The 16,021-nt window shown below is 69.6% G+C and carries 13 protein-coding genes and 1 pseudogene; 6 read left to right on the top strand and 8 right to left on the bottom strand.

What is annotated here, in order from left to right; genetic code table 11:
- The first annotated feature begins 8 nt into the window (after positions 1-8).
- Both ACGFW6_RS01345 and ACGFW6_RS01340 read left to right on the top strand, forming a co-directional pair.
- Complete coding sequence (locus tag ACGFW6_RS01345) at positions 9-1,091, top strand: Ldh family oxidoreductase (RefSeq protein ID WP_393503195.1); 1,083 nt, start codon at positions 9-11, stop codon at positions 1,089-1,091.
- Positions 1,092-1,381: 290 nt separating this feature from the next.
- On the top strand, positions 1,382-3,016 hold the full coding sequence (locus tag ACGFW6_RS01340; protein WP_393503193.1) for a tannase/feruloyl esterase family alpha/beta hydrolase: 1,635 nt from the start codon (positions 1,382-1,384) through the stop codon (positions 3,014-3,016).
- 72 nt (positions 3,017-3,088) lie between these two features.
- On the opposite strand, the gene fxsT is transcribed toward ACGFW6_RS01340, so the two are convergent.
- Positions 3,089-5,353, bottom strand: a complete 2,265-nt coding sequence (gene fxsT, locus ACGFW6_RS01335; protein ID WP_393503191.1) for an FxSxx-COOH system tetratricopeptide repeat protein — start codon at positions 5,351-5,353, stop codon at positions 3,089-3,091.
- 181 nt (positions 5,354-5,534) lie between these two features.
- On the opposite strand from fxsT, the gene ACGFW6_RS01330 reads away from it, so the two are divergent.
- On the top strand, positions 5,535-6,005 hold the full coding sequence (locus tag ACGFW6_RS01330; protein ID WP_393503190.1) for a ricin-type beta-trefoil lectin domain protein: 471 nt from the start codon (positions 5,535-5,537) through the stop codon (positions 6,003-6,005).
- A 145-nt stretch (positions 6,006-6,150) separates the two neighbouring features.
- On the opposite strand, the gene ACGFW6_RS01325 is transcribed toward ACGFW6_RS01330, so the two are convergent.
- The 4 genes from ACGFW6_RS01325 to ACGFW6_RS01310 all read right to left on the bottom strand — a co-directional run bounded on the left by ACGFW6_RS01325 (position 6,151) and on the right by ACGFW6_RS01310 (position 10,186).
- Entirely contained in the window at positions 6,151-6,795 is a 645-nt protein-coding gene (locus tag ACGFW6_RS01325) for a GAP family protein (RefSeq protein ID WP_393503188.1), read from the bottom strand.
- Positions 6,796-6,971: 176 nt separating this feature from the next.
- Complete coding sequence (locus ACGFW6_RS01320) at positions 6,972-7,589, bottom strand: NUDIX domain-containing protein (protein ID WP_393503186.1); 618 nt, start codon at positions 7,587-7,589, stop codon at positions 6,972-6,974.
- A gap of 55 nt (positions 7,590-7,644) precedes the next feature.
- A complete protein-coding gene (locus ACGFW6_RS01315; RefSeq protein ID WP_393503184.1) occupies positions 7,645-9,309 on the bottom strand; it encodes a SpoIIE family protein phosphatase in 1,665 nt (554 codons plus the stop codon).
- 313 nt (positions 9,310-9,622) lie between these two features.
- Complete coding sequence (locus ACGFW6_RS01310) at positions 9,623-10,186, bottom strand: carboxymuconolactone decarboxylase family protein (RefSeq protein ID WP_393503182.1); 564 nt, start codon at positions 10,184-10,186, stop codon at positions 9,623-9,625.
- A gap of 39 nt (positions 10,187-10,225) precedes the next feature.
- Between ACGFW6_RS01310 and ACGFW6_RS01305 the strand changes: the two genes are divergently transcribed.
- Together ACGFW6_RS01305 and ACGFW6_RS01300 are read left to right on the top strand one after the other, a co-directional pair.
- Complete coding sequence (locus ACGFW6_RS01305) at positions 10,226-10,558, top strand: winged helix-turn-helix transcriptional regulator (RefSeq protein ID WP_393503180.1); 333 nt, start codon at positions 10,226-10,228, stop codon at positions 10,556-10,558.
- 311 nt (positions 10,559-10,869) lie between these two features.
- Positions 10,870-12,018 (top strand): PQQ-dependent sugar dehydrogenase, encoded by a 1,149-nt coding sequence (locus tag ACGFW6_RS01300; RefSeq protein WP_393503178.1) that lies wholly within the window; start codon positions 10,870-10,872, stop codon positions 12,016-12,018.
- A gap of 104 nt (positions 12,019-12,122) precedes the next feature.
- Here the strand turns inward: ACGFW6_RS01300 and ACGFW6_RS01295 are convergent, their stop codons facing one another.
- The gene (locus tag ACGFW6_RS01295; RefSeq protein WP_393503176.1) at positions 12,123-12,374 is read right to left on the bottom strand and encodes a hypothetical protein; all 252 of its coding nucleotides are present in this window, start codon (positions 12,372-12,374) and stop codon (positions 12,123-12,125) included.
- 533 nt (positions 12,375-12,907) lie between these two features.
- Here ACGFW6_RS01295 and ACGFW6_RS01290 point away from each other — a divergent pair.
- Entirely contained in the window at positions 12,908-13,867 is a 960-nt protein-coding gene (locus ACGFW6_RS01290; protein ID WP_393503174.1) for an LPXTG cell wall anchor domain-containing protein, read from the top strand.
- A 26-nt stretch (positions 13,868-13,893) separates the two neighbouring features.
- On the opposite strand, the gene ACGFW6_RS01285 is transcribed toward ACGFW6_RS01290, so the two are convergent.
- Positions 13,894-15,000: a tetratricopeptide repeat protein gene (locus tag ACGFW6_RS01285; RefSeq protein ID WP_393503172.1), complete on the bottom strand. Its 1,107-nt coding sequence runs from the start codon at positions 14,998-15,000 to the stop codon at positions 13,894-13,896.
- A 116-nt stretch (positions 15,001-15,116) separates the two neighbouring features.
- Positions 15,117-15,947, bottom strand: a pseudogene (locus tag ACGFW6_RS01280) (RNA-guided endonuclease InsQ/TnpB family protein); the annotation flags it as partial.
- Positions 15,948-16,021: the final 74 nt, after the last annotated feature.

The raw sequence follows: 16,021 nt of genomic DNA, 5'->3' as shown, positions 1-16,021 counted from the left end.
CCCCGACCATGACCGACACACCGACCACCTCCCCGCAGCGCAAGGTACGCGTGCGCGCCGACGACCTGCGCACCCTCGCCGCCTCTCTCCTCGAAAAGGGAGGGCTCGGCCCCGAGCACGCCCGCACCACCGCCGACGTGTTCGTCTGGGCCGCCCTGCGCGGCATCGACTCCCACGGCATCGCCCGCATACCCGCCTACCTGGAGCTGCTGGCCAAGGGCGTCGTCAACGCGCGGCCCACCATCACGGTGCGGTCCGCCACGCAGGCGACCGCCGTGGTGGACGCCGACCGTGCGCCGGGCCCGGTGGCCCTGACCGTAGCGGCCGACGAGGCGGCGAACCGGGCCGGGGCGGGCGGTGTCGCGGCCGTCGCCGTGCGCGGTACCGTCCACACCGGTGCCATCGGCTACTACGTGTCGCGGATCGCCGAACAGGGCCTTGTCGGGCTCGGCTTCGTCGCGGGCATGCCCAACATGGGTTACACGGGCGCCAAGGGAGCCGCCGTGGCCACCAGCCCGCTCGCCGTCGCCGTACCCGCCCGCAGCCATGCCCCGCTGCTCCTGGACATGGCCACCGCGGCCATGGCCCTCGGCAGGATCCGCCAGGCGAAGGCGAGCGGCACCCCGCTGCCCGAGGGAACGGCCGCCACCGAGGACGGCACACCCACCACCGACCCGGAGAAGGCGGTCATGCCCGTCCCGCTGGGCGGCGCGAAGGGCTCCGGAATGTCGCTCGCCTTCGAGATGCTCACCAGCGTGCTCGTCGGCGCGCCGATCCTCTCCGCCTTCCACTCGGACGACCCTCAGGGCCGCAAGCACCGCCAGAACGCCCTCCTCATCGCCCTCGACCCGGCGGCCTTCGGGGACCCCGACGCCTTCGTCGCGGCCGTCGACACGACCCTGAGCACCGTCAAGACCTTGCCGCCGGCGGACGACGCGGTCGGCGTGCACTACCCCGGCGAGCGGAGCGCCGCGGTGGCGGAAGAGCGCACCGACCGGGGTGTGCCCGTGACGCCGAAGGTGTGGCGTGAGCTGACGCAGCACGCCGGGGCGCTGGGGGTCCCGCTGCCGGATATCGCCGCACAGGGCTGAGGCGCCGGGGCGACACCCGCCCCTCCTTTCCGGCCAAGACCGGAGACATCGCCGCCAACATTGTTGACGATATTGCCGACTTGCGGCACGCTCACCGCTCGGGCGGCGCGGCTGCCCGAGCCGCCCGCCCGCCCGAACCGATAGGGGTATCGATGCGTTGGTCCTTCGTCCGCGGCCGAACGAGATCGGCCGCAGCCGCCTGCGCGGCAGTGACGGCGGTACTCGTGGGAGTCCTGCTGCCCGCCACGAGTGCGAGCTCCACGAGCGGCGCGGCATCGTCACGCCATCCGGTGACCGCTCAGGGCCTGGCGGATCTGCCCGCCGTGACACCCGTGCTGAACTGCACCGAGGTGACGGGCCTCGACCTGAGCGACGTCACCGACGCGCCGGTCACGATCTCCTCGGCCAAGATCGTGACGACCGGAGCGGCTCCCTACTGCGAGGTGCGGGGGACCGTCACCCCGGCGAACACCGTCGTCATACGTCTGCCGGTGAACGCGTGGACACAGCGCTACGTCCAGACCGGCTGCGGCGGCCTGTGCGGGAGCGCCACCATCAACTACGGCCAGGCGTCGACCTGCCCCGTCATCAACGACGGCACCGTCGCGAGCGCCACGACCGACATGGGGCACCAGGGACAGAACGACGGCTCATGGGCCCTGAACAACCCACAGGCGCAGATCGACTTCGCCTACCGGGGCGTCCATGTCACCGCCCAGGTCGCCAAGGCGGTCATCACCAGGTTCTACGGAAAGCGCCCCGCCTACTCCTACTTCACCGGCTGCTCCGACGGCGGCCGTGAGGCCCTCATGGAAGCCCAGCGTTACCCCGACGACTTCGACGGCATCGCCGCCGGCGCCCCCGCGAACAACATGGTCGTCCAGAACACCTTCCACCACGCCTGGAACGTCACGACGAACAAGGACGACAACGGCGCCTACATCCTCCTCGCCGACCAACTGCCCCTGATCCACCGGGCCGTGCTCGACGCCTGCGACGCGCTCGACGGCCTGCAGGACGGAATCCTCGACGACCCGCGCCGCTGCGACTTCGACCCTGGGACGCTGGTGTGCGCCACCGGTCAGGACCCCTCGACCTGCCTGACGAAGGCTCAGGCCGCCGTGGTCCGGCGACTGCACGACGGCGCCACCGACGCCAAGGGCCGCAGGCTGGAACTCCCGATCTCCCACGAGTGGGGCTCCGAGCTGGAATGGACCCTGTTCGTACCGAAGGCGCAGGGCGAGAAGGTGGCCAGCGAGAACTTCGTGACGTCCTTCACCCGCTACCTGGCCTACACCAACGCCCCCGACCCGGAACTCCAGCTCTCCGACCTCGACTTCACCGCCCGGTCGTTCTGGAGGACGGTCCAGTCCTCCAGCTACCTCGCCGCCCTGGACCCCGACCTCGGCGCCTTCGCGAAGAGCGGCGGCAAGCTGCTCCTGTGGCACGGCTGGAACGACCAGCACATCTCACCGCAGGGGACCCTGGCCTACTACGACGCCGTGCGCAGGACGATGGGCGCGAAGACGGCGGACCGCTTCGCCAAGCTGTACATGTTCCCGGGCGTGGCCCACTGCGGCGGCGGCGAGGGACCGAACACCTTCGACGTCCTCACCCCGGTGATGGCATGGGCCGAGACCGCCACCGCGCCCGGCCGCATCATCGCCGGCGCCCTCACCGACGGCACCGTGACCCGCTCCCGCCCCGTGTACCCGTACCCCCGGGTCGCCCGCTACGACGGCACCGGCAGCATCGACGACGCCGCCAACTTCCGGCCGTACACCCCACGAACCCACGCGGACGCGAACGCCTACGACTGGCTCGGCAAGGACCTCTACTCCCACGGCTACCAGACCTCGTGCAAGGCCGTGGACGGCAAGCTGGTGTGCCGCCCGACGCGTACCTGGCTCACCGAACGGGAGTGAGGAGGCGTCCTTTTGGCAGGGAGCGGCGACATCCTCCGGGGCGGAGATGCCGCGGGCTACTGCCCCCCGGCGTCAGACCGTGCGTGACTGACGCGTGCCGCTGAGCGGTGCGGCCTGCGTGACGTGGGCCGCACCGACCGCGCTCCCTCCGTCGTGCCCTTGGCGGCCGCCGCGATCCAGCAGACGCCGGGCCAGAGCGAAGGCGTCCTCGGTCTTTGGATGGGTGCTGCCCAGACGGGTGCTCAGGATCAGCGCTCCCCTGCGCGCGAGGCTCGCCGCGGTCGGATCGTTCAACGCGTGTACCGCTTGAGCCTTGAGCAGCAGGGCGTACCCGATGTACAGGTGGTCCGGCGCGTAACTGGCCTCGCGGATCCGGAGCGCCCGGGAGATCAGCGGCACGGCCACGGCGTGGTCGCCCAGGTCGAGATGGACACTCGCCAGCGCGATCAAGTCGAAGCTCACGTACGGGTCGTCCGGCCCGTACGCCGACTCGTCGATCCGCAGCGCCCGTTCCGCCAACGGCACCGCCGCCTCGTGATCACCGAGAAGGTGCCGGATCCGCGCCAGCGTGGCCAGGTCCGTCGCGATCGCCGGGCTGTCCGCCGGCAGGCAGGACTCGTGCACGTTCAGAGCACGTTCCGCCATGGGACGCGCTCGCTCCGGCGCGCCGCGGTCCCGGTGGATCTGCGCCAAGGTGATCAGGTCGAAGCCGACTTCCGCAGCCCTGTGGTCGAGCGACTCGTCGATCGCGAGGGCACGCTCGCCCAGGGGCAGTGCCACCGAGTGGTCCCCGACCGACAGGAGGAACTCCGACGCGAGCCGCAGCAGCATCGCCGTCTCCGCGGCGCACTCGGCCGGTGGCGCGTCCTTGGTGACCACGAGTGCGTGGGGGAGCAGTTCCTGCCATCGCGACCGGGCGTCCGGGTCCCCGTGAATGTCGTGCGGCACGGCCGCGAGCAGCGCCCGGCTCAGCCGTACGCGGGCGTCGGTACGCACGTCGTCCGGCATCGCGGCGCGGATGGCAGCCTGCACCAGCCGGTGCAGCACCAGGGAGCAGGCACCGCGCCGCGCGAGCCCCAGGCCGGCCAGAGCCCCGACCGTCGTGTCCCACACCAGAGGGTCGGCCGCGGCCGCGATCAGTGTGTCCGCGTGGCCGCTGAACAGGGCCAGCGGGATCGGCTCGGGCGCCATCAGGGCACACAGCTCCAGGAGTCGCACCGCTTGCGGCCGCTCGACCTCCAGCCGCCGCACGCTGAGCTGCCACAGGGTCGCGACCACCACCGTCGGCCGGTCCGCCAGCTCGCCCAGCGCGATCATGTCCTCCAGCCGCGACGTCAGCAGCGCCAGGTACTCCTCGGGCGGGGTGTGGTTGTAGTCCATGTACCCGGCCGCCTGCTCCAGCGCCAGCGGCAGATCACCCAGGTGCTCGGCGATCCGGTCGGCGACCACCGGGGTCATGCCGCACACCCGCCGGGCCAGCAGCTCCACCGCCTCCTGCCTGCTGAACACGTCCAGATCCATGACGCCGGCGACGCTGGACCAGCCGCGCAGCCTCGTGGTGACGACGATGTGACCGCCGCTCGCCACGTCACCCGACGGCAGCGCGTGCCGGAGCGTGCCAGGTCGCTCCCCGTTGTCGAAGATGATCAGCCAGGGCCCGAGCTCCGGCAAAGTGCCGTACACCTGCGCGACGACCTGCTCGGAGCTCACCTCCGCCAGCCCCAGCTCCCTCGCCAGCGACGCGAACTGGGACGCCACCAGATCGGGATCCTCGGCGTCCACGAACGCCACGAACCGGTATTCCGACCGGTAGAGGTAGGCGTACTCCACCGCGAGCTGCGTCTTGCCGACCCCACCCAGCCCGCGCACGACCTGCCTCGCGCCCTCGGAGCCGGAGGTGAGGCGCTGCCGCAACTCCCGCAGCGCGGCGTCGCGGCCGGTGAAGTGGGTGTTGCGCGGCGGCAGCCGATAGGTCGCCGGGCGGGGCAGCGAGGCCGAAGAACGCGCCGCCGGTGCGCGGACCTCCTTGACACCTGTCTCGAAGAGGTCGGTCAGCGTGGCATGGTCACCGCGCAGGCGTGCGAGTTCCTCCTCGGAGGAGAGGTCGATCCGAACGGCGTGCGCGGCGCGGACGCACGCGGTCGCGTAGGCAGCGACCCGCTCCCAGGGGGGCGGCTTGGTGAACTTGCCGGTCAGCAGGTCCGACAACGACGACCGCGTGAGGACCTTGTTCTCGTCGTGGGTCAGCAACTGCGCCTGGGTGGGTGACCCCGAGGACGTGCGCAACCGCTGCAACCGGCCGACGAACCAGCTTTGTGGCGAGTTCGGTCCCCTCATGTACGCCGCTTCCCCCGTCTCGCTCTCCGGAGTCGTCCGGACTTCCGAGTCGAAAAACGTAGCTCATCCAGCGGGGGAGCCGATCGGATCCGGACTCCTCCGGGACTGCCGTGCCCGGGCGGCCCCACCCCTCAACGTAGACGGCGGCTCAAGTACCCATCCGAACCAGAGGGGATCGATCATGGAACTCAAGGGCAGCCTCATCCGACTCGCCGGTGCGGGCGCGGCGATCGCGTTCGGCTCCACGCTGCTGGTCGGCGGCGCGACCTCGGCGCAGGCGGCGCCGGTGAACTACCAGGTGATCAATGGCAACAGCAGCAACTCCTGTCTCCAGGTGAACATCTCGGGCGGCAAGGGCAACCTCGTCCTCGGCAACTGCGACCGCAGCGCCAAGCAGGTGTGGCAGATCAGCGGCGGCATCTTCAGGAACCCGGCATCGGGCCACTGCCTCGACGGGAACGGCGCGGACGTCTACACCTTCCCCTGCAACGGCGGCGCGTACCAGAAGTGGACGACCACGTCCGGCAGTCCGAAGTCCATCAAGCACAACCAGAGCGGCAAGTACCTGGACGCGAACGGAACGGTCGGTGCCCAGGTCGTCTTCCAGCCCACCATCGGCACGGCGTCCCGATGGGTGATCGACGCGGTCTGACGAACCGGCCGCCGCGCCTGAGGCCCGGGCCTCAGGGGCCGCTTCCGGAGGCTGGGACGTCGGCTGACCACCCGGGACCTGCTCCGGGGGGCAGCATTACGGGGACGGGTGTCTCGGTGGTGCTGACCGGAGCCGTCCGTCCTGCTCAGGAGAGCAACTCCGCGATGCTGCGGGCCGTCAGCCACAGGCCGAGGAGCAGGGAGAGCGTGACGACCAGTTGCTCCTGGTGCTGCTCCAGCCAGGTCCGCAGGGCGTTCAACCGGGCGTTCGCGACCGCGGGCGCTCGGACCACGTACAGCTCCATGACGATGAGGCTGAGTGTGGCGAGCAGGCAGTAGCCGATCAGGGCGAGCCAGGCGGTGAGCGTGGAGAGGTCGGCGTCGACGGCGGACGCGGCGCCGGCCCCGACCAGCGCCCAGGGCTGCAGCAGCCAGGCCAGGCCGGCAGCCGTGACCGCGGAGGCGTCGTCGATGCGGGCGGTCCAGCGTGGCGGGCCGTGCGGTCGGGGAGGCCGGTGGTGCCGGTACGCGCCGTACAGCACCAGCGCCAGACCGATGGCGAGCTTCAGATCGATCGCGGCGGTCGAGGGCGCGCTGTGCCGAGCGGGTGGCTGACCGCCCGTCAGCAGGACCACGACAGCGATCACCGCGACCAGGTTGGCCAGCCAGGACACCATGAACGCCAGGCCCTTGCGAACGCCGCGCCGTGAGGAGAGCAGCAGGATGAAGGCGCTGTTGTGCAAGGGCCCCAGCGTGATGGCCAAACCGATCACAACCAGGTCGAGGACCATGGATCAGCCGCTCCGGGGTGTCAGGGCCGTCTGTCGTCGGTGGACGGACGGCGGACCCTCCGCACCGCCTCCCGGATCGGGGCCGGGGCTGCGGATGGGCACTGGGCGTTCGTCGTCATGACAACGACGGTGCACCAACGCGACAGCCCCGCTCCGGCGACACGCCAAACAGTCCCTTACGCGTGTTGCCCGCCTGCGCGGGTGTGCTGGAGCTTGCGAGTGAAGCGGTGCATGTGGGGGTCGAGCACTTCGCCCGGCTCGTCCAGGACCTGATCGCCGGTCAGCCAGCGAATCGCACGGAATTCGCGTGGGTCGTACCAGGTGAGGGCGTCGGGATCGGTGACGAGGAGGTACCAGAGCGAGACGTCGGTGTGCGCGCCCTGCCCCCGGGTTCGGGTGACGGTGAGGAAGAGCGGTCGACGACCGGTGAGCGGCGACGCCACGGCCTCGACACCCAGCTCCTCCTCGCATTCCCGGGCCACGGTGGCCCATGGGTCCTCGCCCGGTTCGACATGCCCACCGGGCGGCAGCCACAGGCCCGCCTCGCGGTGGGCGACGAGCAGCAGCCGCTCGTGGGCGGTGTCGAGGACGACGAAGTAGCTCACCAGGTGCATCGGCGGGACGTCGGGCTTGCGGACCCGGTGGAGAGGGGCTCCGCCGGCGATCCACTGCGCGGCGGTCTCCAGATGGGTGCGCTCCAGGTCGTCCCACGGGGCGATCGTCCTGAGAAGCTCGAGGAGACCGGCACGTGGCTGATCGTCAGGGGCGCTGAACGGGTGGTCGGTTGTGGCCATCCGCGCATGCTGACAGAGGCCACTGACAACCGTCCGTGGCCTTGGCCCAGCTGCGTCAGACGGGAGCGCGCAGTGCGAGGAGTGCCACGTCGTCGTGGTTCTCGGGCGGGCGGACGCGGCGCAGTACCTCGTCGGCGAAGGCGGTGAGCGGGCGGTGGACGAGAGCTGCCGCGTGTCGGCGCAGGCGGTTCAGGCCGACGTCGATGACTTGGCCGGGATCCTCGACGAGACCGTCGGTGTACATCACCAGGGTGGAGCCGGGCTGCAGCACCACTTCGGCGTCCGGACGCGAGGTGCGCAGCCCCGTGCCCAGGGCGACACCGTGGCCGGCGTCGAGATAGCGGGCCACACCGTCCCGGCTGATCAACAGCGGCGGGGGATGGCCCGCGTTGGTCCAGGACAGCTGCCAGTGGCCGCCGTCCAGCACTTCGATCCGGGCGTAGATCATGGTGGCCATGCTGACGTCGGTGATGTGTTCCATCGCCTCGTCGAGCCGTGCCACGATCCGGCTGGGGGGTTCCTGCTGCGCCCAGGCGTAGGCGCGCAGCATGTTGCGGACCTGCGCCATCCCGGCCGCCGCCTCCAGGTCGTGGCCGACGACGTCGCCGATGGCCAGGGCGGTGGCTCCGTCGGACAGGGGGAACGCGTCGTACCAGTCGCCGCCCACCTGTGAGGCATCGGGCGCGGGCAGGTAGCGGGCCGTCATCTGCAGGCCCGGAACGCCCGGCATCTGCGGCAGCAGATGGTTCTGCATGGTCTCGGCGACCTTGCGCTGACGCTCGTAGAGGCGGGCGTTGTCCAGGGCGAGGCCCGCGCGGCGCGCGATGTCCTCGACCAGCGTGAGGTCGGCGGCGGTGAAGCCGACCGGGTCCTCGGCGCGCCCCAGGGTCAGCGCGCCCAGTACCTCGCGGGTGCCACGGATGGGTGCGATGGCCGCCGAGTGCATTCCGGTGGTGTCGAACAGCCGGCGCTGCTCGACCGCGATGCCGGAGTCCGGCGCCCGATGGTAGGTCTCGGGTCCGGTCACTGTGGAGGCCACCCCGCGCAGGGCCCGGGACAGCGGCATCAGGGACTCCTCCAGCACCGGAGGCATCGGTCCCTGGAGGTCCTCGTGGTGGGTGAGCGTCTCGCCGTCCGCGTGGACGACGACGGCACGCCACACCTCGTCGCGCTCGGTGAGCAGGTCGACGATCACCCAGTCCGCGAGCCGGGGCACCACGAGGTCGGTCAGCCGTCGCATGGCCTCCTCGATGTCGAGCGTCGAGGTCAGCTGTGCGGTGGCCTCCGCCAGCAGGGCCAGCCGTTCGAGCTCGGGCAGGGCGGATTCCGGCGGCGCGGGTCGCGAGCCCGCCTCCTGCCCGTTCTCACGGGAGTGGAAGACGACCAGGGTGCAGGCCTGGTCGTCGCCGATGTCGTACGGCGTGATCAGCCAGGAAATGGGCCGTACGGAGCCGTCGGGCAGCGCGAAGTAGTCCTCGTCGGCCTGTGCGGGACGCCCTGCGTGGAAGGCCTGCCGCATGGAGCACTGGCTCCGGGGGAGCGGCTGACCGTGGGGGCCGCGGTGCAGCAGGTCGTGCGCGTCGTAGCCGAGGAGGTCGTCGGCGGGCCTGCCGAGCTCGTCCTCGGCGCGGGCGTTCACCGCGATGATGCAGCCCCGCTCATCGACGACGTAGGCCCCGGCGCCGATGGCGTCCAGCGCCCGGGACAGCGCGGCGGACACGCTCGCTACCGTCTCTCTTCGAACGGCCCCCGCATCCTGCAGCCCTTCCACCTCATGCCTCCCAGCTCATCGGACCGACGCCCACCCACACGCCGGCACATCCGTGCAGACGGCGACCTGGCCCGCCGTCCCCACCCGTGTGCCCCCGGATGCCCAAAGTCCACCTGGTATCGACGCCGGTCGGGGCGGATGTGAGACCTGTCACCAAGAGGTGACCGTGGGTGGCCGCCGGGCCGGATTCCGGGATCGCGCCTGGGCGCGGACGTTCTTGCCGCGGCCCTCACGGGCGTCCGGCGGCGTGCGATGCCGGTGATCAGGATGTGGGGATCGGGTCGGTGCCGGGCTCCAGAGGCAGCCGGAGCGCCCTCACGGCGAACGAGATGGCGTGGTACCAACCGCAGATCAGGACCAGGTCCAGGGCGGCATCCTCATCCGCGACAGCGACCAGGTTCGCCCAGGTGTCGTCGCACAGATCAGAAGTCGCATGGAGCTCGTCGACTGCTTCGAGTACGGCTCGGTCGCCGGCGTCCCAGCAGTCGTCCGTCGGTCTTCCAGTGGCGAGGGACGCGAGCTGCGCGGCGTCGAGGCCCGCCTTCTCGGCGAAACCGGCGACGTGCACGGCCCACTCGTAGTCGGCACCGCACAACGCGGTCGTCCGGTCGATGACCAGCTCGCGCCGGCGGACGCCGAGCGCGGAGCGTCGAGAGAAGTAGTAGCTTCCCCAGCCCGCGATGGAACGGGCGAGCTCAGGGCGGCGGGCCCACACCCGGAACAGCTGGATGGGTGCATGCCCGAGGAGTTCGAGCGCCTGCCGAGCCTCCTCGTCGTACGGCGGTGAGAGCGGTTCGATGCGAGTCTGCTTCGATTTTCGAGGCATGCTCGCACGCTAACATGGGTGCTTCGGAAAGGGAAGCGGATGACGCGATCGACACCACTGCCGGGACGCCCGGTCCGGGGCTCGCACACCGGGCGGCCGATCATGGCGCTCCTCGACCTCCTCGGGCGACGCTGGACGCTGCGCGTCCTGTGGGAGCTACGGGACGGCTCGGCGCCGACCTTCCGTCAGCTCCAGCAGCGATGCGACGGCGTCTCATCAAGTGTCCTGGCGGACAGGCTTCGTGAACTCGGACAGGCCGACCTCGTCGAGCACCCCGGCGAGGGCTACCTGCTCACCGGCCAGGGCAGGAGCCTTCTGGAACATCTCGGCCCGCTGGACGCGTGGGCCTCCGGCTGGCGCCCCAAGGTCTGAACGCCGTCCCGCGGCAAGGCCGGGCGGGCTGCTGGGCTGCTGGGCTGTCGGGCTGTCGGGCTGCGGGGCTGCCTGGGCGTCGATGCCGCCGGTCTGCCGTGCGGGGCCCTCCGCCTTGCAAGGTCCGCAGCTTCTCGTGCAGTTGGTCTATACCAAGCACCCCCGGTCCCAGTATCCTCATCCGCAGCCGGCCGTTGAACACCGCTCTCTCCCCCCACCCGCACCAGGTTGCGCGTTGGCGCCAGCGGCATTGCACGACGAGCCTTCCAAGCCGCGTGACCTGCTGATTCACCGCCTCCAGGAGGAACACGGTGAAAATTCGCACCAGGAGCTCGGCGATCATCGGCACGATCTGTCTCGTGGCCTCGCTCGCACTGACCGCGGCGTCGGCCGATGAACAGACCCACGAACAGACCGATGTACAGCAGTCCGCGAAGGTCACCCTCAAGAACGTGGCCACGGCCAAGAATCCGATCGCCGGCGCCGCCGGTCCGGGAGGCAGGCTCTGGATCGCCGAACGCGCCGGCACTATAAGGGTTTTGGACGGCAAAGGGCTCGGCAGGCCCGTCCTCGACATCTCCGCCGAGACGACCACCGACGGCGAACGCGGGCTGCTGGGTATCGCGTTCGACAAGGGGTTCGCGCACTTCTACATCTCGTTCACCAACCTTGAAGGCACCAGCACGGTGGACGAGTTCGCCGTACGGCACGGCAGGATCCAGCCGCACACCCGCCGTACGGTCCTCACCCAGACGCAGCCCTATGCGAACCACAACGGCGGGGACATCAAGATCGGCCCCGACGGCTACCTCTACATCGCACTCGGCGACGGAGGGTCGGGCGGAGACCCGCACGGCAACGGACAGAACCTCGACACCCTCCTCGGCAAGCTCCTGCGGATCGACCCGAGGGGCGCCAAGCCGTACGCCATCCCGCCGGACAACCCGTTCGTGAACGACCCGAACGCGAAGGACGAGATCTGGGCTTACGGGCTGCGCAACCCATGGCGATTCTCCTTCGACGCCGGCACAGGCGACCTGTTCATCGGTGACGTCGGCCAGAACGACTGGGAGGAGATCGACTGGGCTTCGGCCGGCAGCAAGGGCGGAGAGAACTACGGCTGGGGCCAGATGGAGGGCACCCATCCCTTCCGGGGCGGCACGGAACCCGCGAACCATGTCCCGCCGGTCCACGAGTACGACCGCGCCAACTTCGGCTGCTCGGTGACCGGCGGCTACGTCTACCGGGGCAAGGCGATCCCGGCCCTCAGGGGCCAGTACGTGTACAGCGACTACTGCGACGGCACCGTCCGCTCCCTGCAGCTGACGAACGGCAAGGTGACCGCCGTGAACGACCTCGGAGTCAACGGCGGCGAGGTCATCTCCTTCGCGCAGGCCGGCAATGGCGAACTGTACGTCCTCGCCATCGGCGGCAGCGTCTTCCGCATCGACCCGGCCTGACAACTCCCACGAGCAGCCGCGGGGGAGCACAGCGTGGGCCGGAACACCTCCCGGAGTTCCGGCCCACCCGCCCCGGCACGCTCGTTCGGAGTCACACAGGCAGCTCATGAGCTCCAGATCGGGTCGTCCGCAGCGGGTCGCCCGGAGAAACGCTGAAGCGGACCTCCTGCAGGCGACAGCCGGCGGCGGGCGGTGACGATGAAGTTGTTCTGCGCTGATTCCACGTGTGCACGGAGATCGAACCAGTTCTCCTCGGGAGTCAGGCCGCGTCTGACCTTGGTGTGAAGGCGCCATATCTGCTCGTCAAGGACGTGAGCGGCTTCCGCGATGTCCTTGTCCGCGACGAGGTTCATCATGCTCAGGGCTTCGTTCCATGGTCGCCAGTCAATGGTGGTCCGGTGGACGACACCTTGAGGGACGGAACTGGGTCGCGCTGATTCAGCCTCGCTGAGGCTCACGAGCAACCCTGACGATTCACGGAGAACGTGAGCGCACGCTGTCGCCAGTTGCTCCCGGGCCCAATGCCTGTCTTGCGCCCTCGTGCTGACCGCACTTCCCACAAGGACACCGATCAGTGTGGTCGTGACGGCCCCTGCGGGGGCGGCAAGCAAGCTCCACAGCGCAGACATGGGATCCAGTTTGAAGCCACCCGGACGTCTCGGAGGGTCGATTCGCGGGCCGGCTGCCGCTGAACTCATCACTGCAACGCCTCCCGAGTTGGTGAACAGGCACCGACCGTTCTCGTGAACTCGGCGCAACGCCTGAGCGTCGAAATGGGCTTCGCACTTCAGCGCTACAACCGCCGGAGCGGCACAGGGGTCACACAGGTGTCCGCAGTACCCGCATCCGGGGATCGAGGGAACCCGATCCCGTCATCCGAGGGCTTTCGATGAGACTCCGTCCTGCTCTGGCCATCACCGCCGCGTTGATCCCGGCGGCACTCATGGCCGGGACCACCGCGTCCGCCACCGAATCGCCGGCGCCGTCCGCGTCCGCTTCCCCGGCCGCGAGCGATTCGCCGACCCCGAGCGCGTCCGGGACACCGTCCGTATCCGCTACCGCCGCCGAGCCCGTCGCGTCGACGTCCTCGTCGTCGACGGTCTCTCCACCGTCCACCGGTCCGCAGACGTGCCCCAGCGAACCGGGCGATGAGTTCCTGTCCGCCACCGTGGCCGGTGAGACCAGACGATTCGTCGCGGGAGGCGGCTGGCACGGTCTCACGATCGAGTTGGAGAACGTCTCCGACACCGCTCTGCGGAACGCAACCGTCGAGGTCGTCAAGAATGCCTACGAGATGGCGCCCGACGCCCCCGTGGAGCTGCAGGAATACGTCAACATTCAGCGCTGGGACGAGGAGTCCCGTACCTGGGCGGAGATCCCCTGGGATCAGTACGAGATGGAGGGGCAACTCCCGCCCGTCGACATAGCGCCTCGCAAGTCCGTAACGCTCAAGCTCCGTATGAGCGTTGAAAAGGACTTCCCCCACGGCACTTGGCCGGAGCTGGAGACCAAGTCCATCGGGACCGGCTACATCAACCTCCATGTCTTCGGCATCGGCGAGCAGGGCGTGTGCGGGTACGGGGAGATCTGGTACTACAACGTCGTCAAGCCCGGGACGGAAACCGGTGACGCGGGCGAGTCCACGCCGCCGAGCAGCAGCGAGCCCACACCGCAGACCGGCGCGACGGCGACCACCACGACGACTCCCGCACCCACCGGCGACCTGGCCCACACCGGCTCCTCCTCCGCCCTGCCGGTGATCGGCCTCGTCGGTGGCACGGCCGTGGTGCTCGGCGCGGGCGCGCTGTATGCCGTACGCCGCCGAAGGGCGGGCACGGACGCCGCCTGACGACCCCAAGCGCGAGCCCCAGGCCGTCAGGCACGCCCAGTCCGCGCCCGCCAGAAGACGAGATTGCGGCGGGCGAACCGCGTGAGCAGGTGCTCGGACCCCAATGCCTCCACACAACCGTCCAGGACCTGCTCCAGCTCCATCACCGCATCCGCCGGGTGGCCGCCCAGTGCGCGCCAGCAGGCCGCGATGCGGCGGATCGACAACGCGCTCTGCGCGTCCATCGGCGCTGTGCGCTCGCGCAGCAGGGATTCCCACAAACCAGCCATTCCGCCGGCCTCGTTGCGGAAATATCGTGAGCTGATGATGCCACGCATCTGCGACAAGAAGTATTCGTTGGAGCCGTGTTCGCGTTCGTACTCGTCCATCACCTGCCAATAGGCGCGGTGCCAATGGTGATCCAGCAGATCACGGGTGCTCTTGAAGTCCCTGTCGTCAGGTGACAACACGCGGCTCGCGTAGTTCATCGCGAGTTCCAGCTCGGCCAAAGCACCCACTTTGTCGCCGAGTTCGCTGTACGTGACGGCGAGATTTCGCCGCACCGCCAACGTCTCGCGGTGGTCCGCGCCGAACCCCCTGGTGAAATCCGCGAGCACTTCCTCCAGCTCGGCCGCGGCTTTGACTGTGTCGCCGCGTCTCATGCGGACGACCGCGAGGTTGTGCCGGGTGAGCAAAGCCTGCTCGCTGTTCCGGAGTAGCGCCTTCCTCTGATCCTCGATCAACTCGAGCAGGACCTCTTCGAGACCCGCCGTGTCGTCCTGGGACATGCGCAGCTCGGCCAGCAACTGTCGCGTGTGCAGCGTCCGGACGTCGCGGACCCCCAACCTCCGCCGCTGGTCCTTCAGCACCTTCTTGAGTTCGCTCATCCCGCCGTCGACGTCGCCGGACATCACCCGCAGGTAACCGAGGAGGTAGCGGGTGAACAGCGTGTCCGTGTCCTTGCTGCCCAAGACTCTTTGCTGGTCGGCCAGCACGTTCCGGAGTTCGTCGGCGCAGCCGCGGTCGCCGGGTGCGGGGGAGGCGTGGGCGAACGCCACCTGGCTGCGGGTGGCCAGGGTTGCCCGGCTGTCGGGACCCGGCGTCCGGGTCTGTTCCGCCAACAGTTTCTCGAGCTCGGTGACTGCACCGCGCAACGAGCAAGCTGGGTACGGTCAAGAGGTGGCCGTGGACGCTCCGGTCCCGTGGTGGTCTTCGCCCAGCCAGCGTTGCGCCATGCCGTGCAGGTACTGGAATTGGCTTCCTCGCCCATCTAAAGGCGGCCGATTCCCGCCTGCCGTGCCGTTGTCGGGCGTGGCTTCGGGTGGGTTCCTGTTTCATCGCGCTGTGCCGGGAGGAGTCCCGGTCTTACCCGCGCTCGGCAGGCTGATACCGCCAGTCCGGCGGCCTTGGCGACATTGACCGCCGCATTGATGTCCCGATCGAGATGGGCCCCGCAGGCTCCGCATTCCCAGGTGCGGACGTGCAGGGGCTTGGGGCCGTCCTTGACGCCGCACTGCGAGCACACCTGTGAGGTCGGCTCGAACCGGCCGATCTGGTTGAGGATGCGCCCGTACCGGGTGGCCTTGTATTCGAGCATGGCCACGAACTGCGACCATCCGGCGTCGTGAACCGATTTGGCCAGCTTCGTGCGGGCGAGTCCTTTGACCGCCAGGTCTTCCACCGCTATGGCTTGGTTTTCGCGGATCAGCTTGGTGGAGAGCCGATGGTGAAACTCGCGCCGCGCGTCGGCCACCTTCGCGTGTGCGCGGGCGACCTTGAGCCGGGCCTTTCCTCGGTTGCTTGACCCCTTCGCCTTCCGGCTCAGCAACTGCTGCGCCTTCTTCAGCTTCTTCTCCGCCCGGCGCAGGAAGCGCGGGCTGTCGATCTTAGTGCCGTCGGAAAGGATGGCGAAGTGCGACAGACCCAGGTCGATGCCGACCTCGCGAGTCACATCGGGCAGGACTTCGGATGCCGCGGTCTCCACCACGAAGGACGCGAAGTACCTTCCGGCCGCGTCCTTGATCACGGTCACGGTGGACGGGACCGAGGGCAGAGTGCGGGACCATTTCACCCGCACGTCGCCGATCTTCGGGAGCCGCAGAAAAGACCTATACCCCATTGCCACCACGCATCCCAGCGCCTCGACGTCTCTCCGCAGCCGTCCCGCGCTCGCGG

The sequence above is a fragment of the Streptomyces sp. Y7 genome, assembly GCF_043195415.1.
Classification (GTDB): domain Bacteria; phylum Actinomycetota; class Actinomycetes; order Streptomycetales; family Streptomycetaceae; genus Streptomyces.
The sequence above is the reverse complement of the archived record's forward strand: the minus strand, read 5'-3'. Positions and strand labels throughout refer to the sequence as shown.